At 67.6% G+C, this 21,644-nt stretch carries 23 protein-coding genes; 14 read left to right on the forward strand and 9 right to left on the reverse strand.

Annotated elements, in window-relative coordinates:
- The first annotated feature begins 117 nt into the window (after nt 1–117).
- From GQS65_RS18100 to GQS65_RS18115, 4 genes are all read left to right on the forward strand, one after another.
- A complete protein-coding gene (locus tag GQS65_RS18100) occupies nt 118–597 on the forward strand; it encodes a YeeE/YedE family protein (protein ID WP_158206050.1) in 480 nt (159 codons plus the stop codon).
- Nucleotides 594–1,058: a DUF6691 family protein gene (locus GQS65_RS18105; RefSeq protein ID WP_368280313.1), complete on the forward strand. Its 465-nt coding sequence runs from the start codon at nt 594–596 to the stop codon at nt 1,056–1,058. Before GQS65_RS18100 ends, GQS65_RS18105 begins: the two co-directional genes overlap by 4 nt.
- Before the next feature lie 75 nt (nt 1,059–1,133).
- Nucleotides 1,134–1,841 (forward strand): DUF2270 domain-containing protein, encoded by a 708-nt coding sequence (locus tag GQS65_RS18110; RefSeq protein ID WP_158206029.1) that lies wholly within the window; start codon nt 1,134–1,136, stop codon nt 1,839–1,841.
- A gap of 65 nt (nt 1,842–1,906) precedes the next feature.
- Nucleotides 1,907–2,311, forward strand: coding sequence for a helix-turn-helix domain-containing protein (locus GQS65_RS18115; RefSeq protein WP_158206030.1), 405 nt, complete (start codon nt 1,907–1,909; stop codon nt 2,309–2,311).
- A 60-nt stretch (nt 2,312–2,371) separates the two neighbouring features.
- Here the strand turns inward: GQS65_RS18115 and arcD are convergent, their stop codons facing one another.
- Complete coding sequence (gene arcD, locus GQS65_RS18120; protein ID WP_158206031.1) at nt 2,372–3,826, reverse strand: arginine/ornithine antiporter ArcD; 1,455 nt, start codon at nt 3,824–3,826, stop codon at nt 2,372–2,374.
- Between the two features lie 133 nt (nt 3,827–3,959).
- Between arcD and GQS65_RS18125 the strand changes: the two genes are divergently transcribed.
- The 7 genes from GQS65_RS18125 (at nt 3,960) to GQS65_RS18155 (ending at nt 13,810) form a co-directional block, all read left to right on the forward strand.
- Complete coding sequence (locus GQS65_RS18125; protein ID WP_158206032.1) at nt 3,960–4,208, forward strand: TOBE domain-containing protein; 249 nt, start codon at nt 3,960–3,962, stop codon at nt 4,206–4,208.
- A 150-nt stretch (nt 4,209–4,358) separates the two neighbouring features.
- Nucleotides 4,359–5,510, forward strand: a complete 1,152-nt coding sequence (locus GQS65_RS18130; RefSeq protein WP_158206033.1) for a BMP family lipoprotein — start codon at nt 4,359–4,361, stop codon at nt 5,508–5,510.
- 39 nt (nt 5,511–5,549) lie between these two features.
- On the forward strand, nt 5,550–7,136 hold the full coding sequence (locus GQS65_RS18135; RefSeq protein WP_158206034.1) for an ABC transporter ATP-binding protein: 1,587 nt from the start codon (nt 5,550–5,552) through the stop codon (nt 7,134–7,136).
- Nucleotides 7,133–8,266, forward strand: coding sequence for an ABC transporter permease (locus tag GQS65_RS18140; RefSeq protein ID WP_394351461.1), 1,134 nt, complete (start codon nt 7,133–7,135; stop codon nt 8,264–8,266). Before GQS65_RS18135 ends, GQS65_RS18140 begins: the two co-directional genes overlap by 4 nt.
- Nucleotides 8,263–9,318, forward strand: a complete 1,056-nt coding sequence (locus tag GQS65_RS18145) for an ABC transporter permease (RefSeq protein ID WP_158206035.1) — start codon at nt 8,263–8,265, stop codon at nt 9,316–9,318. The genes GQS65_RS18140 and GQS65_RS18145 overlap by 4 nt, the downstream gene beginning before the upstream one ends.
- Nucleotides 9,319–9,615: 297 nt before the next feature.
- The gene (locus tag GQS65_RS18150) at nt 9,616–13,350 is read left to right on the forward strand and encodes a PAS domain S-box protein (RefSeq protein ID WP_158206036.1); all 3,735 of its coding nucleotides are present in this window, start codon (nt 9,616–9,618) and stop codon (nt 13,348–13,350) included.
- A gap of 295 nt (nt 13,351–13,645) precedes the next feature.
- The gene (locus GQS65_RS18155) at nt 13,646–13,810 is read left to right on the forward strand and encodes a hypothetical protein (protein WP_158206037.1); all 165 of its coding nucleotides are present in this window, start codon (nt 13,646–13,648) and stop codon (nt 13,808–13,810) included.
- A 285-nt stretch (nt 13,811–14,095) separates the two neighbouring features.
- Here the strand turns inward: GQS65_RS18155 and GQS65_RS18160 are convergent, their stop codons facing one another.
- From GQS65_RS18160 to GQS65_RS21985, 4 genes are all read right to left on the reverse strand, one after another.
- Nucleotides 14,096–14,365 (reverse strand): hypothetical protein, encoded by a 270-nt coding sequence (locus GQS65_RS18160; RefSeq protein WP_158206038.1) that lies wholly within the window; start codon nt 14,363–14,365, stop codon nt 14,096–14,098.
- A gap of 98 nt (nt 14,366–14,463) precedes the next feature.
- Nucleotides 14,464–14,631 (reverse strand): hypothetical protein, encoded by a 168-nt coding sequence (locus GQS65_RS21470; RefSeq protein ID WP_199268503.1) that lies wholly within the window; start codon nt 14,629–14,631, stop codon nt 14,464–14,466.
- Between the two features lie 112 nt (nt 14,632–14,743).
- Nucleotides 14,744–15,028: a HalOD1 output domain-containing protein gene (locus GQS65_RS18165; RefSeq protein ID WP_158206039.1), complete on the reverse strand. Its 285-nt coding sequence runs from the start codon at nt 15,026–15,028 to the stop codon at nt 14,744–14,746.
- A 333-nt stretch (nt 15,029–15,361) separates the two neighbouring features.
- Nucleotides 15,362–15,487: a hypothetical protein gene (locus GQS65_RS21985; protein ID WP_267902939.1), complete on the reverse strand. Its 126-nt coding sequence runs from the start codon at nt 15,485–15,487 to the stop codon at nt 15,362–15,364.
- Between the two features lie 523 nt (nt 15,488–16,010).
- Between GQS65_RS21985 and psmB the strand changes: the two genes are divergently transcribed.
- The 3 genes from psmB (at nt 16,011) to GQS65_RS18180 (ending at nt 18,320) form a co-directional block, all read left to right on the forward strand.
- Complete coding sequence (gene psmB, locus GQS65_RS18170; RefSeq protein WP_158206040.1) at nt 16,011–16,736, forward strand: archaeal proteasome endopeptidase complex subunit beta; 726 nt, start codon at nt 16,011–16,013, stop codon at nt 16,734–16,736.
- Between the two features lie 174 nt (nt 16,737–16,910).
- Entirely contained in the window at nt 16,911–17,456 is a 546-nt protein-coding gene (locus GQS65_RS18175; protein WP_158206041.1) for a Rieske (2Fe-2S) protein, read from the forward strand.
- A 60-nt stretch (nt 17,457–17,516) separates the two neighbouring features.
- Nucleotides 17,517–18,320, forward strand: coding sequence for an aldo/keto reductase (locus GQS65_RS18180; protein WP_158206042.1), 804 nt, complete (start codon nt 17,517–17,519; stop codon nt 18,318–18,320).
- A gap of 14 nt (nt 18,321–18,334) precedes the next feature.
- Here the strand turns inward: GQS65_RS18180 and GQS65_RS18185 are convergent, their stop codons facing one another.
- The 4 genes from GQS65_RS18185 to GQS65_RS18200 form a co-directional block, all read right to left on the reverse strand.
- Complete coding sequence (locus tag GQS65_RS18185; protein ID WP_158206043.1) at nt 18,335–19,747, reverse strand: glycosyltransferase family 2 protein; 1,413 nt, start codon at nt 19,745–19,747, stop codon at nt 18,335–18,337.
- On the reverse strand, nt 19,744–20,862 hold the full coding sequence (locus tag GQS65_RS18190; RefSeq protein WP_158206044.1) for a HEAT repeat domain-containing protein: 1,119 nt from the start codon (nt 20,860–20,862) through the stop codon (nt 19,744–19,746). The genes GQS65_RS18185 and GQS65_RS18190 overlap by 4 nt, the downstream gene beginning before the upstream one ends.
- The gene (locus GQS65_RS18195) at nt 20,859–21,245 is read right to left on the reverse strand and encodes a response regulator (RefSeq protein WP_368280314.1); all 387 of its coding nucleotides are present in this window, start codon (nt 21,243–21,245) and stop codon (nt 20,859–20,861) included. The genes GQS65_RS18190 and GQS65_RS18195 overlap by 4 nt, the downstream gene beginning before the upstream one ends.
- Nucleotides 21,242–21,644 (reverse strand): sensor histidine kinase (locus GQS65_RS18200; protein WP_199268504.1); only part of this gene is annotated, 403 nt, incomplete at its 5' end. The genes GQS65_RS18200 and GQS65_RS18195, both read right to left, overlap by 4 nt.

Genomic DNA, 21,644 nt, shown 5'->3' on the forward strand with positions numbered 1-21,644 from the left:
TCCGAACTCTTTTTGCAGTAGGCTCACAATACAGCAGTGAATGACGACCCCGTGTTCCGAGTCGGACGGTGGGTGGCGACGAGTACACGTGCAGGGGTGTCGGCGGTGACGGGGGTGATGCTCCCGGTCCTCGCGGACCTCTTCCCGAACGGGGCGACCCGGTACGCCGTCGGTGGACTCTTCGTCGCAACCGGCATCGCCGTCGTCTACGTCGGGACCGCCATCATCCCCGGCAACAGCACGGTCCTCGAATCGACGCTGTCGTACGTCTCCGACCTCCCACGACTCGACCGGCCCGCCTACGTGACTTCACGCGACTGGCGTGTCGTCTTCGCGCTCAGTATCGTCGCGGGCGGCGCTCTCTGGGGTCTCGTGCTCGACCCCGGGACGTTCCACACGGACGTCCAGTGGTGGCGACTCCTCGGTGGCGGCGTCCTCGTCGGCATCGGGACGCGCGTCGGAAAGGGCTGTACCGCGGGCCACGGCGTCTGTGGGATCGGCTCGGTCTCTCGGACGTCCATCGTCAACGTCGCGCTGTTCGTGGGTGTCGCCATCCTCACCGCGATGGCCGTCGGTGCGGCGGGGGTGACGCCGTGAGCGACGGCCGCCACCCACTGTTCTACCCGCTCATCGTCGTCGGTGGGGTGATTCAGGGGTTCGGTCTGGCGTACAGCGGCATGGCTCGACCGGAGGTGGTCCTCGAGTTCCTCCAGTTCGAGGACTTCGGCCTCCTCCTCGTCATGGGTGGGGCGGCGGCCGTCTCCGGGGTGACGTTCGTCGTCGTCCCGCGCGTCCTCGACGGAGCGCCGCTGACCGGCGACCCCCACGGCCGCCGGATACGGTCGATGGACAGGGACGTCGTCGTCGGTGGTGTCGTCTTCGGTGTCGGCTGGGGGATCTCCGGAATCTGTCCGGGTGCGGCCTACGCGAGTCTCGGTGTCGGCAACGTCGAGATACTCTGGGCCGTCGCGGGGATGTTCCTCGGCGCGTACGTCCAGGCGTACTGGCGTGCCCACCGCTCGGCACCACGAACGGCGACACCGACGACGAGTGACTGACGTGTCGGGAGGGACGAGAACGATTATGAACCCACACGACGGAACTCTCGGAACCACACCAGGGAGGGTCGACTGATGGCCGACTCCGAGCGAAGCGAGTCGAGCGAGAACCCGCCCGTCGACCCCCGTGTCGGTGAGGGCCTCCTCGACGTCGATATGGGCCCGAGTTCGGCGCTCGCACACCTCTATCGCGGTGAGGTCCACCGGATGAAACTGTGGCGCGAGCGCCTCGATAAGACGACCAACTGGGCGGTCATCGTCCTCGCGGCACTGCTGACGTTCACGTTCACGAACCAGACGAACCCCCACTACGTGTTGCTCATCGGGAACGCTGCCGTCGCGCTGTTTCTCGTCGTCGAGTCGCGCCGGTATCGCGCCTACGACATCTGGCGCTCGCGGGTCCGTCACCTCCAGCAGAACGTCTGGGCACCGGGGCTGGACCCGCGGTGCGACGTGACCGATGAGTGGCGAACCGAACTGGCGGACGACTACGCCCACCCGACGATGAAGATAACCGCCGAGGAGGCCATCGCTCACCGTCTCAGACGGGTCTACCTCCCGTTGTTCGCCATCCTCAACGGTGCGTGGCTGTTGCGCGTCACGTCGTTCACCGAGACGAACTGGCCGGCGAGCGCTGCCGTCGGGATGATTCCCGGAGCCGTCGTCACCGCGGCGGTCCTCCTGGCGTTCGCGGCCGCCTGTGGTGTCGCCTTCCGTCCCCGCGTGTGGCACGCGACCGGCGAACTCAGAGACGAGCGCCTCCGGAAGGAGCGCGAGGACTGACCGGCGGTGTGCGGTCGTTCACGGACTGCGCAACGCTTTTTCGACCGAGGCTCCTCCTCTCATACATGCCCGACTCGATGAGCGACTACCTCCAGCAGGACATGGAGTGCGAGGGGTTGCTGGAGTGTTTTCACGGTCTCAAGGAACTCGACCGGACGGTCTTCGGCGTGCTCGTGGCGGCCGACGGGCCGTTGACCGTCGACGAGGTGGCCGAACGCGTCGACCGGGAGCGGACGACCGCCTACCGCGCCACCCAGCGCCTCCTCGATGCCGGTTTCCTCCGGAAGGAGCAGGTGAACTACGAGAACGGTGGCTACTACCACGTCTTCGAACCGCTCGCCGCCGACGAGGTGGCCGACGACATGCAACGACTGCTCAACGACTGGTACGCGAAGATGGGGCAACTCATCCAGGAGTTCCGCACGAAGTACGACGACCCCGAACCGTCGGCCGTCTCGGCCGAACGGTAACCGACACCTCCCCGCTCGCCTGCTGCTCCGTCCCCGGCCGCCGTACGCTCGTTCTCGCGTTCAGTCGTCGCCGGCGGCCACCGCCCCGTCCGGTTCGGCCCGCCGCTCGACGCCGAGTCCGGTCACGGTTGCGACGAAGAACACCAGCGGCGAGAAGAACGCGAACAGGTAGTACGGGGCGTAAGCGGGGTACGGGACGACCCCGAACTGCGCCGTCCCGACGCCGAAGACGCTCATCATGTAGACGCCGCCGGCGTGCCAGGGGAGCAGCGCGCCGGTCGGCGTCCCGACGGCTTCGACGGCCCGCGAGAGGTTCCGACTCTCGAGGCCGTACTCCTCGTAGAGGTCGCCGAGGGTCATCCCGGGGACGACGATGCTCATGTACTGCTGGGCCGAGAAGAAGTTCGTCACGAACGCGGCCACGCCGGTGCCGGCGACGAGACTCCGCTGGCCGGAGACGGCGGCCGTGAGGCCCCGCGCCAGCGCCCCGAGCACGCCGGTCGCCTGCAACAGTCCGCCCAGCGACAGCGCGAGGACGACCACCGAGACGGTCCACGCCGACCCCGAGAGGCCGCCGCTCGCCAGGAGGTCGTCGACGAGCGTGACGCCAGTCTCGGGACCGGTCCCGTTCAAGAAGACGTCCCACGTGGCGGTGAACCCGACACCCTGGACGAGCATCGTCGTCCCGACGCCGGCGAAGACGCCGGCCACCAGCGTCGGCAGCGCCGGCCGACCCCACAGGGCGAGGCCGAACGTGACGGCCAGCGGGAGGAAGACGAGCACCGAGAGGTCGTAGGTACCGGCGAGCGCGGTCCGAATCTCCTCCACCTGACCCGCCGGGATGGCTCCCGACGCGGCGAGTCCCAGCCACGCGTAGACGACCAGCGAGAGGCCGAACGCCACGAGCGTTCCCCAGCGCATCCCGCGGATGTGGTCGTAGAGGTCGGTGTCGGTCACCGCCGCGGCGAGGTTCGTCGTGTCCGAGAGCGGGGACTGTTTGTCGCCGGCGTAGGCTCCCGAGAGCACCGCCCCCGCCGTCATCGGCGTCGGGATGCCGAGTGCGGACCCGATACCGACGAACGCGATGCCGAGCGTCCCCGCCGTCGTCCACGACGACCCGATGGCGACGGCGACGACGAACGCGAGTATCGCCGCCGTGGGCAGGAACACCGCCGGCGTCAGCACGCCCAACCCGTAGTACATCAGTCCCGGTATCGTCCCGGCACTGACCCACGTTGCGACGAGGGCGTAGATGAGAAAGAGGATGAGTATCGCCTGGAGTCCCGTCTCCAGTGCGTTCTCGACACCCCCGGTCAGGTCCGACCACTCGACGCCGACCCAGAACCGACCGACCAGTCCGGTCAGAACGAGACTCCACAGCAACGGGCCGTGTGGGGGCAGTCCCAGCAGTCCCGACCCCACTCCCAGGAACACGACCATGCCGAGAACCGGAAGCAGTGTCTGTGCGATGCTCAGTCGCCGCTCGACGGCGTCGGCGGGGTGCTCTTCGGACATGTTTTCGGCCGGTTGTATTACAGTAGCGCATTTAGGACCGTCGACTTATCTCCGGTGGTAATTCGTGTGGGTTCGCCGGTCGACTCCTCCGGGCCGGGGCGATTGAAGACCGGACGGCCCCACGACTCCCGTGATGGCACACGACCGCATCCACGCCCGCGAACCGGACCACCACGTCGACCGCTGGACGCCGGGGACGGTCGAGGAAATCGAGGAGCGTGACGGCCACGCCGTCGTCACGGTGAGCGCGCCCGACGGGGAGTCCGTCGAGTTGACGGTCACGCTCGCGGTCCGTGACCTCTTCGTCGGTCGACTCGGCCTCGAACCGGGCGAGTCGCCGGCCGGAGAACGTGTCTGGTTCCGGAAACACGGTGGCCGGTGAGACGTGGCCGTCGGTCCCAGACCGTCCGGGCCACTCCTCGGCAGGGAGTCGCTCCCGGACCGAGAACAAAATACGGCGCAGTGCCGACGAAACGAACTGTCTCTCTGACATAACTATTTATATCGGCATGCGTTAGCACGAGCTATTGCCATGCCTTCCGAACGAAACGGACGACGTGACTCCGGCACCGAACACGAACACCGCCCGGTCGGTCGACGACGATTCCTCGCCGCCGGTGCGGCGGTCGGGACCACTGCTATCGCGGGCTGTCTCGGCGGCGACGGCGACGGTAACGGGACCGGCGACGGCAACGGTAGCGGTGGTGGCGGTGGCGAGACGACGGGCGTCGCCATCGTCTCCAGTCCGGCGGGGTTCGACGACAACGCCTTCAACGACCTCGCGCTGGAGGGACTGAACACGGCGGCCGAGGAGTACGACATCGAGATCAACCAGGTCGAGGAGACCGAGCAGGCCCAGTACCAGTCGACACAGGCGAACCTCGCCCAGAGCGGCGACTACGACCTCATCGTGCTGGTGTCGTACAACCACACGGAGGCACTGACCCAGAACGCCGCCGACTACTCCGACCAGAACTGGATGCTCATCAACGACTACGTCGACGAACCGAACGTCGCGGGCTACTCGTGGGCGAACCACCAGATGTCGTACCTCGCGGGCGTCCTCGGTGGCACGCTGACGACGGAGGAACTGTCGGGCGGTGGTGGGTCGACGACGCCCGACGACGCCCAGATCGGGTTCGTCGGCGGGGTCGACGGGTCGCTCATCAACGCCTTCGAGCGTGCCTACGTCGCCGGCGCGGAGTGGGTGAACTCGGACGTGCAGGTCAACGTCGGCTACATCGGCAACTACACCGACACGAGCACGGCCGCCGACATCGCGTCCTCGCAGTACGACGACGGCGCGGACATCGTCTACCACGCCGCCGCGGCGGCGGGCCGCGGCGTCTTCGAGGCCGCCCAGGAGAACGACCGTCTCGCCATCGGCGTCGACGCCGACCAGTCGGTGACGCTCTCGGACTTCCAGGACGTCATCGTCGGGTCGGCGGTGAAGTACATCAACGAGGGGACCCGCGAGGTGGCCGCCGCCGCCGCCGAGGGGAACTTCGAGAGCGTCGCCGGCCAGAACACGCTCGGTCTGGAGGACGAGGCGGTCGACTGCGTCATCGGGCAGGCCTACGAGGGCCAACTCCCCGACGTCGCGCTCCAGAACCTCGAAGACGCCAAGTCGGGCATCACGAACGGCGACATCAGCGTCCCGTGTACCGCCTCCGGCTGTAACTGACCCTCCCCTCGTTTCTATGGACGACCGCACCACCACGCCATGACAGGTACCACACAGCCCCCGGCAGTCCGGATGGAGGGCATCACCAAACGCTTCGGTGACGTCGTCGCCAACGACGCGGTGGACTTCACGCTCGAACGCGGGAGCGTCCACGCCCTGCTCGGCGAGAACGGCTCGGGGAAGACGACGCTGATGAGCGTCCTCTACGGGCTCTACGAGAAGGACGACGGCGACGTCTTCGTCGACGGCGAGCGTCGCGCGTTCGACTCCCCGCGGGACGCGATGGACGCCGGTATCGGGATGATCCACCAGCACTTCCAACTGGTCGAGCCGATGACGGTCCTCCAGAACGTCATCCTGGGCCACGAACCGACCGACGGCGGTCTCGTCGACGAGTCGTCGGCCCGCGAGCGCGTGGTCGACATCTGCCGCCGGTACGACTTCGACGTCGACCGGTACCTCGACACGCCGGTCCGTGACCTCGACCTCGGGGCCCGCCAGCGCGTCGAAATCGTCAAGAGCCTCTACCGCGGCGCGGACGTCCTCGTCTTCGACGAACCGACGGCCGTCCTCACCCCCCAGGAGGTCGACCGCCTCGTCGACGTGATGAACGAACTGACGGCCGCGGGCCGGTCGCTCGTGTTCATCACCCACAAACTCGACGAGGCGCTGGCGGTCGCCGACGAGGTGACCGTCCTCCGGGACGGCGAGGTCATCGGGACCGTCGACGCCGCGGACACGACCGAACAGCAACTCGCACGGATGATGGTCGGGCGCGAGGTGCTCACCGAGCGCCGGCCCCGCGAGCGGGACCCGGGGCCGCCTCGGCTGGTGGCCGAGGGACTGCACGTCGACGGCGACCGGTCCCGCGAGCAGGTGACCGACGTCGACCTGACGGTCCACGAGGGCGAGATTCTCGGTCTCGCCGGCGTCCAGGGTAACGGCCAGACGGAACTCGTCGAGGCCATCACGGGCCAGCGGTCGGTGTCGGCCGGTCGCATCCGCTTCGACGGCGAGGACATCACGGGAACGAGTCGTCGTCGCCGTATCCGGGCGGGTATCGCGTACGTCCCCGAGGACCGTCAGACCGAGGGGCTGGTCCAGGAGTACGACCTCGTCCGGAACGCGCTGCTCGGTAACCAGACCGTCGGGCAGTTCGTCACCCGACGGTTCGTCGACTGGCCGGCCGTCCGCGACCACGCCGAGGCCATCGTCACCGAGTACGACGTCCAGCCGCCCACCCCCGACGCTCGGGCGGGGTCGCTCTCGGGTGGCAACCAGCAGAAGTTCATCGTCGGGCGCGAGATCGAACACGACCCGGACGTGATGGTGGCCGCCCACCCGACCCGTGGGGTCGACATCGGCTCCATCGAGTTCATCCACGACCGACTGGTCGCGCTCCGCGAGACGGGGCTGGCGGTCCTGCTCGTCTCCTCGAAACTGGAGGAGATACGGGCGCTCTCGGACCGCATCGCCGTCATGTACGAGGGGGAGTTCATCGACGTGGTCGACCCCGACGACGTGACCGACGAGGACCTCGGCCTGCTGATGGCGGGGCGGCGTCTCGACGCCGAGTCGCGTGCTGGTTCGGAGACCGACGCCGCCGAGGACGAGGTGGAGTCGTGAGCGCCGACGACTCGGGGGGTATCCGTGACCTGCTCGACCGGGCGGCCGCACGCGCCCTCGACCTGACGGTCCTCGAACGCCTCGCGCTCGCGGCGGCCTCGACGGTGCTCGCGCTGTGTATCGGGCTCGTCGTCGTCGCGGCGGCGGGCTACGACCCCGTCGCGTTCCTCGCCAACGTGTTCGAGGGGTCGTTCGGCGACGCCAGCGCGACCGCACGGACGCTGAAGTTCACGACCGTCCTCGTACTGACGGGGGTCGCCGTCGCCATCGCCTTCCGCGCCGGCGTGTTCAACATCGGTGTCCAGGGGCAGTTCGTCGTCGGCGGGTTCGTCACCGTCGTCACCATCCTCTGGCTCGCGCCGATGCTCCCGGCGAGTCCGGCGGCGGGGGTCGTCTTGATGGTGCTCGGGACGTTCGCGGCGGTCGTCGCGGCCGGACTCTACGCCGCACTTCCGGGCGTGTTGAAGGCCTACGCCGGGGCGAACGAGATAATCACGACCATCATGCTGAACTTCGTCGCCACCGGCGTCGTCGGCTATCTCGTCGAAGGGCCGTTCCGCGGCGAGGGGAACCGAGCGCCGAACACGGCCCGCCTGCCCGAGTACGTCTCGCTCCCGCGAGTCGTCTTCGAGAACCCCGACTTCTCGGTCGTCGGGTTCGCGGTGGCCCTGCTCGTCGTCGCCCTCGTCGCCGTCCTCATGGTCCGGACCACGGTCGGCTACGACATGGTGACCAGCGGCTACCAGCAGGCCGCCGCGACGTACTCCGGGGTCGACGCCAAGCGGACCATCGTCACGACGATGACGCTCTCGGGGATGGTCGCCGGCGTCGCCGGTGCGGTGTTCGCCATCATGATTCAGGGCTACTACAGCGACCCCGCCGGTATCGGAACCTACGGGTTCGACGCCATCGCGGTCAGCCTGCTCGCGGCGAACAACCCGCTGGGCGTCGTCCCCGCGAGCCTGCTGTTCGGCGGCCTCGACTCCGCCGGGTCGTACATCAGCATCAACAGCGACGTACCGGTTCAGCTCATCGACGGTATCGTCGGGCTCGTCGTCCTGTTCGTCGCCGCGCCCGAACTGTTCCGGATGGCCGCCAGACGGACCGGGCTCGGAGGTGAGGAGCGATGAGCGGCGCGACGCTGGAGACCGGCGAACGGACCCGACTGCTCGTCGGTGGCGTGCTGGTCGTCGTGGCTATCGCCGTCCTCTCGACGACGGTGTTCGACCTGCCGGTGGCGGACATCCTGACCGTCGGCTTCGTCGAGCGACTGTTGCAGGCGGCCTCGCCCATCGCGCTCGCGGCCATCGGCGGTCTCTACGCCGAGAAGAGCGGCGTCTTCAACATCGGGCTGGAGGGGTTCATGATATTCGGCGCGGTGACCGCCGCGTCGGTCACGTTCCTGCTCGGTGGAGAGGGGCCGAATCAGGCGGACCTCTGGGTGGGTATCCTCGGCGCGACGGTCGTCTGTACGCTGTTCGCGTTCGCGTTCGCCGTGTTGCTCGTGCGCTACCAGGCGAACCAGATCGTCGCGGGCCTCGCCGTCTGGTTCGTCGGCCTCGGGTTCGGCCCGTTCCTCGCCGTCCTCCTGTGGGGCAACCGCAACAGCCCCGGCCTGACGAGCATGAACGACCTGACCGTCCCGGTGCTCTCGGAGCTACCGGTCGTCGGTCCCCTGCTGTTCGACACCTCGCCACTGGTCTGGCTCGCCGCCCTCGTCGCCGTCGCCGCCTGGGTCGTCCTCTTCCGGACGAAGTACGGCTACTGGATACAGGCGGCCGGCGAGAACCCCGAAGCGCTCGACACGGCGGGTATCGACGTCGCTCGTGTCCGCTACGCGGCGGTCGTCTTCTCCGGGGCGATGGCCGGCCTCGGCGGGGCCGTCCTGATGGCCCACGCCGGGTCGTTCACCGGTACCGGCGACACGATGGTCAACGGCCGGGGCTGGATAGCCATCGTCGCGTACCTGTTCGGCAACTACAACCCCATCGGCGCGGCCGCCGCGGCGCTCCTGTTCGGTGGTCTGGATATGCTCCAGATACAGTTCCAGACGGCGGGTATCGAACTCCCGAACCGCCTCGTCAACCTCTTCCCGTACGTCGCGGTCGTCGTCGTGCTCACGGTCTGGGGGTCGACGCGGATGCCCTCGGCCGTCGGCGAGCACTACGAGAGCGAGGAGTGAGGTCGGCCGTGTCGACCCCGCAGGTGCCGGGGCGGGGGAGGGCGGCACCCTCCGTGTTACGGTGGTGGTCGACCGTGACGCCCGGTCGCCGAATCCGCGACTCCGTCAGGGCGACCTTTATCAGAGCGCCTCGGTCGGACCGCTGTTCGTGGTCGGTGCCCGCTCCCGGCGTCCGTCTTCCCCCGGTTCCGGTCGGTCACACACGTGAACCGTCCTGACGTGGTGAATTGTTTCGAGACGAGAGAAGGTGATTAGAAAGCACGTCCGGTTTGTGCGCGGACGACGAAGCGACAGGCAATGAGTGACCCGTCTCATCAGCCACGACAGTGCCTCTACGTCGGTCCGTCTTCCGACCGCTTCGAGCAGGTTCGGACCCTCTTCCGGAGTCTCGGTGTGATCGACACGTACCTGCACGCCGAGTCGGCCGAGAAAGCGCGTGAACTCGTCGACGACGCGGTCCCTCGCGTCGTCGTCACGGAGTTCGACCTCCCGGAACGCACCGGTATCGAGGCCATCACCGATGCCGTCGACCCGCCTCCCGACGCCGTCGTCGTCCTGCTCGCCGACCGTTGTGATACGGCCCTCGTCGAACGCGCCTACGACGCGGGCGTCGACGAGTTCGTCCACTACACCGGTGCGGAGAAGCTACCCGTACTCGAGCGACGTCTCGAGACGCGGTTCGAGGCACGGCGAGATGCCGACGAGTACCCGCACACGCCGGCGCACCTCGACGCCGTCGTGAACACGGCGTCCGACGCCATCGTGTCGGTGGACGAGGCGAGCGTCGTTCGGTACGCCAACCCCGCGGTCGAAGACGTGTTCGGCTACCGGCCCTCGGAGGTGCTCGGTGAACCGCTGACCGTGCTCATGCCGGACGAGTACGGCGACCGACACCGGAGGCGGTTCGAGCAGTACCTGCGAACCGGTGAGCGGACACTGGACTGGGACGAGGTCGAACTCCCCGGAGCGCACAGCGACGGCCATCGGTTCCCACTGAGCGTCTCGTTCACGGAGTTCACCGTGGACGGGACGCGGTACTTCACCGGCATCATGCGGGACGTCACCGACCGGAAGCGGCTACAGGCCGAACGCGACCTCTACCACGACGCGACACAGCGGATTCTCGGTTCGGACTCGTTCGAGGATGGTCTCGACACGGCGCTCGACGTCGTCGGGTCGGCGATGGACTGGCAGTACGGCGAGGCGTGGATACGGTCCGAGAGCGACCCGATAGAGCGATTCGGCGGGGAGTACGTCGCGGGCGACGCTCCCGCTCGATTCGACCCGTTGGGTACTCCCAGCACGTTCGACCCCGGTGAAGGACTGGTCGGCCGAGTGTGGGCGTCGGGAGAGCCGGAGTGGATCGCGGACGTCGCGGCCGACGAGCGGTTCGTCAGACGGGACGCCGCACGGACGGCGGGGATGCACGCCGCGCTCGGCGTCCCGGTCGTCGCGGACGGAACGGTCGTCGCCGTACTGGTGTTTTACCTCGCCGAGGCCAGTGGTATCGACGACGGGATGGTCGAGGCGACGACGAGCATCGCCGCCGACCTCGGCCAGTTGATGCTCCGCCTGAAAGCCGAGAGCGCACTCCGAGCGGAGCGGAGTCTCAAAGACCGCGTCGTCGAGACGAGTCCGGTCGCCATCGCCATCACCGACACGGAGGGCAACTTCGAGTATCTCAACGGCTACGCGCGACGGCTCCTGTTCGGGTCCGACGCCGCCGGCGACGGACCGGACGACGTCGACGTCACCGTGGTTCGCTTCGACGGTTCGCTGGTCCCCGGGGAAGTCGAGCCGTTTCGTCGGGTCGCCGAGGACGCCGAGACGATAGAAGGCGAAGCGGAGGTAGAGATACGTGGTGTGACCCACTGGCTCACCGTCAGCGGAGCGCCGCTCCGAGACGACGACGGAGCCGTCTCGGGGGGCGTCTTCTCGTTCGACGACGTCACCGAGCGCAAACAGCGAGAGCAGCGGCTGGAGCTCCACGACGCGGTGATGGACACCGTGAGCGATGGGGTGTACGCCCTCGACGGTGACGGACGGTTCATCGCCGTCAACGACGCCTACACGGACCTCGTCGGCTACGACCGAGAGGAGCTGTTGGGCCGCCCCGCGAGCGACGTCGTCGGCTCCGACGTCACCGACGAAGCGCGGGCGCTCCAGTCGGAGATCCGAGAGGACGGCCGCGAGGAGGCGGCGCTCGAAACCGTGTTGACGACGAAAGCCGGGGAACAGATCCCGATAGAGGCGCGAATCTCCCTGTTCGACCTGAACGACGAACCGGGCCGTGCCGGGGTCGTCCGCGATATCTCCGAGCGAAGACGCCGCGAGGAACGTCTCGCACAACTGAACGAGGTCGGACAGGCACTCACCGGTGCCGAGACCGCGGACGAGGTCGGGAGTATCGTCGTCGAGGGGGCGGCGGAGATACTCGACCTCCCGCTGGCGCGAGTGGAGTACTACGACGACGAGCGGGGACAGCTCGTCTCGGGGCCACAGACCCCCGAGATCCGGTCTCTCGTGGGGACCGACCCGCTGTTCGACTCGCAGTGGAACCTCCCGTGGCGGGTGTACGCCGAGAGTGACGGGCGGGTCGTGAACGACCTTCGAGCGACGGACGACGTCAGCACGACCGACGGCCGTCTCGGGAGTGTGATTCTCGTCCCGCTGGGCACTCACGGCGTGTTCGTCGCCGGGACGGACGAAGCGAGTGAGTTCTCCGAAGACACGGTGACGACCGCCGAAATCCTCGCTGCGAACGCGGTCGCGGCACTCGACCGGGTCGACCGCGAGCGACAGCTCCGGGATAAGTCGGCGCAACTCGAGGAGCACAACGAGTCACTCCAGCGAGTGAACCGCCTGAACGACACCATCAGGGGCCTCACACGAGAACTCACGGACGCCTCGACGCGTGACGAGATCGAGGCCGCCGTCTGTGCGGAACTCCTCGACAGTGAGACGTACGACATGGTGTGGATCGGCGAGCAGCAGGCGGGTGCGGACGGTGTGGTCGCCCGGACGGCAGCGGGAGACGAGACCGGCTATCTCGACGCGGTCACCGACGAGACGGGTGGAGTGGCTGACGCGCTCGCAGCGGAGGCGCTCACGACGGGCGAACCCAGCGTGCTGAACAACTTCCACGTCGACCCGCCGTTCGAGTCGTGGCAGACCCAGGCACTCCAGCGGGGGTACCGGGCAGGAATCGCCGTCCCGATTCGGTACCGGGAGACGGTCTACGGGACGCTCAACATGTACACCGACGAGCCGGGTGTGTTCGACGAGATGGAGACGGCGGTGTTCTCGGAACTCGGCGAGATGATCGGGTACGCCGTCAACGCACTCGAACGGAAGAAAGCGCTCGTCAGCGAGGAGGCCGTCGAAATCGTCTTCGGCATCAGCGATTCGTCGATACCCGCACTCGAGTTCACCACCGACACGGGAAGCACGTTCGAGTTCGAGTCGCTCATCGAGCAGAGCAGCGGCGGTTATCGGGTGTTCTTCTCCATCGACGGGGCCGACCCACAGCGAGTGTACGAGTTCGTCGACCGTGCCCCCGAGATCCGTGAGGTGACGCTACTGTCCGAGCGAGACGCCGGACACTACTACGAAGCGCACATCACCGAATCGAGCTTCCTCGCCCGACTCGTCGACTACGGCGCACACCCGACGGCGATGACCGCCGAAGACGGAAGCGGACGCCTCACCGTCGAACTCCCCCAGAGTGGCGAGGTTCGGTCGTTCACCAGGATGGTCGTCGACACCTACGACGGCGCGGAGTTGCTGTCCCGGACGTACCGTGACCGCCCGGTGCGAACGCTCGCCGAGTTCGAGGCGAACTACCGCGACCGCCTCACCGAACGCCAGAACGAGGTGCTCGAGACGGCGTACTTCAGTGGGTTCTTCGAGTGGCCGCGTGAGACGAGCGGTCAGGAACTCGCGGCGATGCTCGGCGTCTCGCAACCCACGGTCAGCCGGCACGTTCGGACCGGGGAGCGAAAGCTGCTGTCGCTGCTCTACGACGACTCCTGACGGAGCGTCACTATACTGTTACGGTCGGGGGTCGGTGAGGGCTAAGTGGCTACCGACAACGGCCTTGGCGACGCTCCTGCTCTCTCCGAACAGATGGTGCGACTGGGGACGTCACGGGGCCGGTGGTCGAGTACTCGAGAGAGCGGTGGTACGGTCGGTGTCGGTGGGGACCGCCCGTGGTGACACACGGCGGTGTCTCCGCCCCGGCGGGACCGGGCGGTGAAACCACCGGGAGAGCCGCCGGCGAGCCCCGACCGAACGGCTACGTGGTAGCTACTCACCGCCACAGCCCTCGATGACGAACCGCTACACATTGACGTGCATCGAGTGTGCGTACGGACGAACCAGTGAGGGTGTCGAACGGGCGCTCGACCACGCCGAAGCACATCGAACCGAGACCGGCCCCCGACACTTCGTCGACATAGAGATACTCGAACGGGACGGTCGTCCGGAGGACTGACCGACCGGCCACGGGGGCAGGCAGTCGCCCGGTCGCTCGAACGCGACCCGCTCGCCACGGTTCCACCCGCCGACGGGCTACGTCGGTGGAGTGGCGGCGCTGTACGCTTCGGCCGCCGAACCCAGCGGTGTTCGACTGCTGCTGTCGGTCACCCAGCGTAGTCCCGCGGGGTCGATTCCACCGGCCGTCACGGTTCGTGCCGGGGAGGGGTCGCCTCGGCGTAGTCTCGTGTCACAGCAACCGGACGGCGGTTCGGCGTGTGGGTAGTGCGTGTCGGTCGCTGGCTCAGTCGTCGGTTCCTGCGGCTTCCGAGTCCGCCCCCGTGCTTCCCACCGGGTCCGGCGAGGGTCCGTTGTCCGTCGTCTCTATCGAGGGCATGAACTCGGGGGCGTCGTCGCCGAGTTCGGCGAGGTAGCTCCTCGACCAGACCTGCGTCGGGTGGGGTTCACTCTCCATCCCCCTGTGCACGTCGAATATCTCTAGCGCCGTGTTGAGGTCGGCGACGGTTCGTTGGAAATCGCAGGCTTTGCAGCCGACGACGAAGGTGTCTGTCATTGGTGTGGGTCGCGTGGTGCTGTGTTCGTCGATCGTGTCGGTGCGTTCTCGGTAGCGGTTCTCGGGTCGGTCGTGGCCGCCGGGTCGGGGGTGCTCATCTACCGTTCCACCTCGACGGCGACGGTCGATTCGAGCCACCGGGCTTCGTTCTCGCTGTCGTGGATGACCGTCACTGGCCCGTCGTCGCTCTCGTACTGGACGACCCGGTATCGGTGGGGACGGTGGTCCGAGACGGGGTCGACCGCCTGCCGGTCGGTCTCGGTCATGGGGTCACCGACGCTGTGGCGGTGGCGCTCCGAGACGGTACACCGGCGGCAGTCGACCCGACGGCTCTCCGACGATTCGGGGCCACGCGCACCGTGGGCGGTCCGTGCATCGTCAATCCGAGGCACTCCGGTGTAGTCGGGGGGTCGACTCGGTATCGTGCGGGTTCACCGCGACCGACCCGTCGGAGGCGACTCGAACCTCGTCCGAACCGACGCTGAACGTCGCTTCACTGAACAGTTCGGTCGGACCGTCTCTGGACGTCTCCAGCAGGGTCGTGAGGGCGTCGACGTCGACGGAGTCACCCAGTGGCGGAATCGAGAGCGGGTCGACACCTCGTGCGTCGGCGAGTTCGTACACGATGTCGACGACGAGCGACTCGGTCGGTCCGGCGGACACACCGTCCCGGTTCGCTGTGGATGAGTGCTGCATTCGACTGCACTCTGGCGCGTGATCCCCTTGTGTCGATTCCGTTGTCCTATACGGGTCGCCGCGAATCGGGGGCTAAGAGTCTAGCAGGTGGGGTGGCTCGGACTCCGGCGGTAGCCGACCGGTACGCACAAGTTGTGACTGGGGCGCTCAGCGCACGAGCGTGAGCTAATCGAACCCCTTGTCGCAATTTTTGCCGGTATTGTTGGACAGAGAGCGTGGGTGTATCAGACAGCCACTGGAGAAGGAAGCTGGGTAAGCTACAGTCACCGGGCCGAACCGCTCTCCCCCGACCTTGGATTCCTATGATTCCATCTCGACGGTTGCAAAGAGCATCTCGCCCAGTTCTCGGTCACTGAGTTCTCCGCTCGCAATCTTCTCAACCATCTCGTCGTCAACGTAGTACGTAGCTGTGAGGTCGTCGTCCATGGAGAGTACACGCACGTCTAGCCGCGTCACGTCCCATCCCTCGTAGTCGTAACGAGCATACGCTCCAACGACGGTCTCAATCCCCGTGATTTTGTACTTCTCTGTCTCCTCGGAGTAGTACTCTAGCGAGACGATTCCGTCATCGACCGCCAGCCGTGAAATCTCAACCTCACCGGAACGAATTCAGTATAGCGACTGATGGTTTGTGGAGCCGCCACCTCGGCTCGTTCCGGGCTTCCGGAGCCTCTCCCGGTCCGCTGGAGCGTGTTCGGCTCCGTCCGAACGTACTCTGTTGTAGAGCAACACAGCAAAGTAGTTTCGTCCGGGGTGTCGCCGTCCGGTCGTCCGCTAATGTGACGACATCGGAGACCGGCTACAGCAGCACCTCGCGGCGGACGATAGTCGGACTGGGTCGTCGAGGGTCGTCAGGTCGGCCGTACTCCCCGATGCGGCGCAGGAATCGATAGACTGCAGGGCGACCGTGAGAGAAGCACTTATACGGGCATCGGCCCTACGCCGCCGTATGAGGAACATCAGCGACTCCGATGTCGGGTCACTGAGGACGGGTCGACCGGACGTCACCGAGTCCGAGTTGGTCGAACAGCAGCGCACCGAGACACACGATCAGGAGGATCTCGAGGCACTGAAGACCGGGACGACGACTATCGGTGTCCGCACCGAGGACGGCGTCGTGCTGGTCACCGACCGCCGGGCGAGTCTCGGTCGGATGGTGTCGAGCAAGACCGTCCAGAAGGTCGAGAACATCACCGACTTCTCGGCGATCACCATCTCCGGGTCGGTCTCGGCGGCGCAGAACCTCATCCGGACGCTCCGTGCGGAGACGAGTCTGTACGAGACGCGCCGCGGGCAGGACATCTCGATGACCGGCCTCTCGACGCTTTTGAGCAACTTCCTCCGGAGTGGCGCGTACTTCATCGTCGTCCCGCTACTCGGCGGCTACGACGACGAGGGGCCACACCTGTTCAGCTACGACGCGCTGGGCGGCGTCACCGAAGAGGAGTACGCGGTCAGCGGGTCCGGGTCCCAGTTCGCCCTCGGTGTCCTCGAACAGCAGTACGAGGAGGGGATGAGTCTCGACGACGCCGAGTCCGCCGCCATCGCCGCGGTGCTCTCCGCGGTCGAACGTGACACCGCCAGCGGGAACGGCGTCCACGTCGCCCGAATCACGGAGGAGGGGACCGACATCACCGAGTTCGACTCCATCGACGCCGTCCGACAGTACCAGTAACGTCACTCACCGTCTTCCACCGCCCGAACCACCCTCCGAGAGCGGCGCGTGACGTCCCCACGCCCGGTCGCTCGTCCGCGAAACGTCGGTCGTCACTCACACGCCGTCCCGGCGACCGGTCGGCCGCCGTGCGCAAGCAGTGGTTATGCCCACCGGGGCCGATAGCCTCACACGATGAGTGACCCGGTTCGAGTCACGGTCGAGACCGACGACGACCACGAGACGGTCCGGTTCCACGGGACCGACGGGCGCGTCAGCGTCGACGGCGCCACGTTCAGCTTCGACGTCGACGACGTCCGTCCACCGCAGACGGGGAGTGACACAGAGACCGACGGCGACGGCGGCGAGGTGGCCGACGGTACGTACCTCACGACGCTCGACGACGTACCGAGCGAGACGACGATGCGGTTCGAGGCGCTGACGGGTCGCCGCGGCGTCGAGGGTATCGTCCAGCGGCAGGGCGAGTCCGTCGTCGCGTGGGAGAACAGCTGTGCGCACGAACCGGACGTCCGCATCGACAAGGGGATGGGCGCGTTCGTCGCCGACGGACAGTTGATCTGTGAGAACCACGGCGCACGCTTCGACGTCGACGACGGCTTCTGTACGCACGGCCCGTGTCAGGGCCAGTCCCTCCGACCTATCGACGTCGTGGTCCGCGACGGGGACGTGTACGTCACCGACGACCGGTTCGACTCCTGTCGGACACTCGGGATGTTCTGAGCCGGCGGGACGAACCGGTATCCACTGGTTTCGAGTATCGGCGGCGCGTCGGCCGTGTGTATGGACGACGTACCACGACTCGGCCTCGGAACGTACCAGAACGACGACCACGACCAGTGTGCTGAGAGCGTGCGGACGGCCCTCGACGCGGGCTACCGGAACCTCGACACCGCCCAGGGCTACGAGAACGAGAGAGCGGTCGGCGAGGGTCTCGCCGACTCCGCCGTCGCCCGCGAGGACGTCTTCCTCGCCTCGAAGGTCCAGACGGACAGCCTGAGCTACGAGGACACGCTCTCTTCGACGCGCGAGTCCGCCGAGAACCTCGGCGTCGACACCATCGACCTGCAGTACGTCCACTGGCCGCTGAACACCTACGACCCCGAGGCGACCCTGCCGGCACTCGACGAACTACGCGAGGAGGGGACCATCGAGCACGTCGGTCTCTCGAACTTCCGGCCCGACCAGCTCGACGAGGCGAACGACCACCTCGACGCCCCCATCTTCGCCCACCAGGTCGAGATGCACCCGCTGCTCCAGCAAGAGGAGCTCCACGAGTACGCGCTCGAAGACGACCACCTGCTCGTGGCGTACTGCCCCATCGCCCGCGGGAAGGTGAACGACGTCGACGTGATTCGGGACGTCGCCGAGCGACACGACGTGACGCCGGTCCAGGTGAGTCTCGCGTGGCTGCTGGGCAAGGAGAACGTCGTCGCCATCCCGAAGGCGACCGGTGAGGACCACATCCGAGAGAACTACGCGGCGCTCGACGTCGAACTCGACGACGAGGACGTCGCGGCCATCGAGTCCATCGAACGCGAGGAGCGCCTCGTCGAGTTCGACGACGCCCCCTGGAACCAGGTGTAGACCGGAGAGGACGGTCAGTCGTCGAACCCGCTGCGGGTCATCTCGCCCCACGACTCGACGCCACGGAGGTACTCGAACAGGCCGCGCCAGGCGACGTAGGTCTTCCACTGGCGATAGCCGAAGTTCTCCAGGACGCCCAGCCAGAGCAGTTCGAGCACCTGTCGGGGGTGTTCGTAGCGCCGGTAGCTCCAGACCTCGCTGTAGACGCCGCCCCACGAGAGGACGAGTCCCACGCCCGCCGTGACGGCGAAGTACGCCAGCGTGAACCGCGGGTCGACCAGACCGAGCGCGAACCCGACGAGGACGACGACGTAGCCGAACCCCTCGACGAGCGGTCCGACCGCCTCGGCGAGGACGAACGCGGGGAGGACGAACCACCCCAGCGGCCCGTAGCGCCGCCGGCCGACCATCGGACGGTACTGTCGCAGCGTCGCCAGCAGGCCGCGATACCACCGGGTGCGCTGGCGTCGCAACGCCTCCCGGTCTCCGGGGACCTCGGTCCAGACGACGGGACCGGGGACGAACTCGACGCGGTAGTCCCGGTCCCACGCCGTCAACCGCTGGTGGAGGCGCATCACGAGTTCGAAGTCCTCGGTGACGTTGTCGGTGTCGTAGCCCCCGACCTGTCTGACGACCTCCGTCCGGAAGACGCCGAACGCTCCCGAGATGAGCAACAGCCCCTGCAGTCGGTCGAGACCGAGTCGGCCCGAGTAGAACGCCCGCAGGTACTCCGAGACCTGCAGTCGCGGGAGCAGTCGGTTGGGGAGACCGACCGTCGTCATCTGTCCGTCCTCGACGGTACAGCCGTTGGCGACGCCGATGGTCCCACCGGTGGCGACGGTCTCTTCGGGGTGGTTGAGAAACGGCTGGACCACCGCCAGCAGGCCGTCGCGGTCGATGATGGAGTCCGCGTCGACCGCACAGAACAGCGGCTGGTCGGTGAGCCAGATGCCGGCGTTGAGTGCGTCGGCGCGGCCGCCGTTGTCCTTGTCGACGACGGTCAGGGAGAGCGCGTCCGTCGAGCGGTAGACGGCGTGGACGGGCTCGCTCGGGGTGTCGATGGGGACCGTCGCGTCGACGGCCACGAGGTCGAACGCCTCGACGAGTCGCTCGAGCGTGTCGTCGGTCGAGCCGTCGTTGACGACGACCACCTCCACGTCGGGGTAGTTCGTGTCGAGCATCGACTGGACGCTCTCGACGATGACCGGAGCCTCGTCGTACGCGGGGACGACGATGGCGACGCCGGGGAGAAACGGGGAGTCGAAGGGGCTGAACAACGGCCCCCAGTCGTCCTCGCGCATCTCGTCGCGCAACTCGAACAGGGCGGCGAAGTGGACGAGCAGGTACGAACCGTTGACGAACAGGTAGTAGACGAGGACGACCAGCGCCGTCGACTCTAGGAGCGTCGCGGCCAACTCCCGAATCATCCGTCGACCCCCGCAGTGGCGTCGACCCAGGCGACGACGTGGTCGGTTCCGGACGCCCCGTCGGTCGGGGCTCGCTCGCCCGTTCCGACCGTCGAGAGGCAGTCCGCACGCTGGAGCGCGCGAGCGGCCTCGACGCGGGCGCGGTCGTCCGGGTCGCGCCACACCGCCTCGGCCAGTCGGTCGAGCGCGTCCGGGGTCGCCCACTCGCCGTAGAGTCGGTAGGCGGTGCGGCGCACCAGCGGTTCCCGCTCTTCGCGGTGGGAGAACGGGGCTTCGCGTTCGCCGACGACGGCCGTCCTGACCGACTCCCGCCAGCCGTAGCCGGTGAGGGCCTCGAGTGCCGCTGCGCGGACGCGCGGTGACGCCGCGTCGAGGCCGGCCAGCACCCACTCCAGCGAGACGCCGGGACCGACCGTCGAGCACTCGCCGAACACGTCGAGTACCTGGATGAACAGCGACTCGTCCCACCGTTCGCGCTCCCGTGTCGCCCACGCCACCAGTTCCGCGGCGTCGTGTTTGTAGAGCTGGTACAGCGTGTCGACACCGAGCACGGAGAGGGGGCGACCGGGAGCGAGCAGCAGTTCGGTGCCGACCGGACGGGCCTCGGAGTGGTCGGTGTCGGCGAGCAGTCGTGCGCCGGCCGCTCGGGTGTCCGGGTGGTCGCGGCAGCGGTCGAGGACCGTCTCGGCGTCGACCGGGCGGCCGAGCAGGGCGAGCCACGTCAGGCCCTGGAGCCGCTCGTAGCGTCGTTCGGAGGCGAACAGCCGTTCGGCCCGTGCGTCGAGGCCGAGCACCGAAGCGAGGTCACGGAGCCGTTCGCGCTCGGTCCCCCGCACCCATCGAAGCTGTGTGTAGACCAGCGACCGAACGACCGTACGGTCGGCCGCGTCCAGCCCGTCGACCCAGGAGGTCCAGTCGGGGTCGGGTCCGTAGAGTCTGGTCAACAGTTCCGACCGGCGATCGTCGCGTCGGGCCGCGCACCGTCGGTCGTCGCGGGCCAGCCAGTAGCTCCGACCGAGCGTGAACGCGAACAGGACGACGAGCAGCGACCCGACCACGATGGTCACGAGGGCGAGAGCGTCACCGGAGGGGGTGACCGGGTCGTACTGGGTCATCCGCGGGCCCGTCTGATTCGGGCGAGGAGTTCGTCCGGCGAGAACGGCTTGTTCATGTAGTCGGTCGCGCCGGTCTCCAGCGCCTCGACGACCTGGTCGCTCCGGCCGATGGAGGTGAGGACGACGACGGCCATCGCGTCGAACGCCTCGTCGTCGCGCACCCGTTCGAGCACCTGTCGCCCGTTCATCCGTGGCATCATCACGTCGAGGACGAGCACGCTCGGCGGGTCCTCCCGGTGGGACTGGAGGTACTCCCAGCACTCGTGGCCGTCGGCGGCGGTGACGACCGAGGCCTCCGACTGGAGTTTGAACCGGATGACCTCCCGAATCTCCTCGTCGTCGTCGGCGACGAGAATGGTCTCGTCGGTCTCGGGGGCGGTCACGACGGACGCACCTCGAAGCGAGCGCCGCCGGCGCGGCCCGTTGTCGCGTCGACCGTCCAGTCGTGGGCCGCCGCGATGTCGGCGACGATGGTGAGACCGAAGCCGATGCCGCCGTTCGCGGAGCGATGCCCCTTCTCGAAGAGGTCGTCCGTCGTGGCGTCGAACCCGCCTCCGTCGTCCTCGACGGCGAACCCGCCGTCATCGAACCGTTCGACGGTGAGCGTGTCGGCGTGGCCGTGTTCGACGGCGTTGCGGAACAGGTTCTCGAACAGGCGGCCGAGCTGGTCGGGGTCGCACTCGACGGGGCCGAGCGACCCGGCGGTGAGCGCCGTCCCGTTGGTCTCGACGTAGGACCACGCCTCCGCGACCACGTCGTCCAGCGGGACCACTCGCGTGTCG

It is taken from the genome of Halomarina oriensis (assembly GCF_009791395.1).
GTDB lineage: Archaea > Halobacteriota > Halobacteria > Halobacteriales > Haloarculaceae > Halomarina > Halomarina oriensis.

What these genes read in the sequence shown, in the direction of transcription:
- GQS65_RS18150 (WP_158206036.1), top strand. Translation starts at nt 9,616, where the DNA reads ATGAGTGACCCGTCTCATCAGCCACGACAGTGCCTCTACGTCGGTCCG.
- GQS65_RS18130 (WP_158206033.1), top strand. Translation starts at nt 4,359, where the DNA reads ATGCCTTCCGAACGAAACGGACGACGTGACTCCGGCACCGAACACGAA.
- GQS65_RS18180 (WP_158206042.1), top strand. Translation starts at nt 17,517, where the DNA reads ATGGACGACGTACCACGACTCGGCCTCGGAACGTACCAGAACGACGAC.
- GQS65_RS18175 (WP_158206041.1), top strand. Translation starts at nt 16,911, where the DNA reads ATGAGTGACCCGGTTCGAGTCACGGTCGAGACCGACGACGACCACGAG.
- GQS65_RS18110 (WP_158206029.1), top strand. Translation starts at nt 1,134, where the DNA reads ATGGCCGACTCCGAGCGAAGCGAGTCGAGCGAGAACCCGCCCGTCGAC.
- GQS65_RS18135 (WP_158206034.1), top strand. Translation starts at nt 5,550, where the DNA reads ATGACAGGTACCACACAGCCCCCGGCAGTCCGGATGGAGGGCATCACC.
- arcD (WP_158206031.1), bottom strand. Translation starts at nt 3,826, where the DNA reads ATGTCCGAAGAGCACCCCGCCGACGCCGTCGAGCGGCGACTGAGCATC.
- GQS65_RS18100 (WP_158206050.1), top strand. Translation starts at nt 118, where the DNA reads ATGCTCCCGGTCCTCGCGGACCTCTTCCCGAACGGGGCGACCCGGTAC.
- psmB (WP_158206040.1), top strand. Translation starts at nt 16,011, where the DNA reads ATGAGGAACATCAGCGACTCCGATGTCGGGTCACTGAGGACGGGTCGA.
- GQS65_RS18185 (WP_158206043.1), bottom strand. Translation starts at nt 19,747, where the DNA reads ATGATTCGGGAGTTGGCCGCGACGCTCCTAGAGTCGACGGCGCTGGTC.
- GQS65_RS18115 (WP_158206030.1), top strand. Translation starts at nt 1,907, where the DNA reads ATGCCCGACTCGATGAGCGACTACCTCCAGCAGGACATGGAGTGCGAG.
- GQS65_RS18125 (WP_158206032.1), top strand. Translation starts at nt 3,960, where the DNA reads ATGGCACACGACCGCATCCACGCCCGCGAACCGGACCACCACGTCGAC.
- GQS65_RS18160 (WP_158206038.1), bottom strand. Translation starts at nt 14,365, where the DNA reads ATGACAGACACCTTCGTCGTCGGCTGCAAAGCCTGCGATTTCCAACGA.
- GQS65_RS18145 (WP_158206035.1), top strand. Translation starts at nt 8,263, where the DNA reads ATGAGCGGCGCGACGCTGGAGACCGGCGAACGGACCCGACTGCTCGTC.
- GQS65_RS21985 (WP_267902939.1), bottom strand. Translation starts at nt 15,487, where the DNA reads ATGGACGACGACCTCACAGCTACGTACTACGTTGACGACGAGATGGTT.
- GQS65_RS21470 (WP_199268503.1), bottom strand. Translation starts at nt 14,631, where the DNA reads ATGACCGAGACCGACCGGCAGGCGGTCGACCCCGTCTCGGACCACCGT.
- GQS65_RS18190 (WP_158206044.1), bottom strand. Translation starts at nt 20,862, where the DNA reads ATGACCCAGTACGACCCGGTCACCCCCTCCGGTGACGCTCTCGCCCTC.
- GQS65_RS18155 (WP_158206037.1), top strand. Translation starts at nt 13,646, where the DNA reads ATGACGAACCGCTACACATTGACGTGCATCGAGTGTGCGTACGGACGA.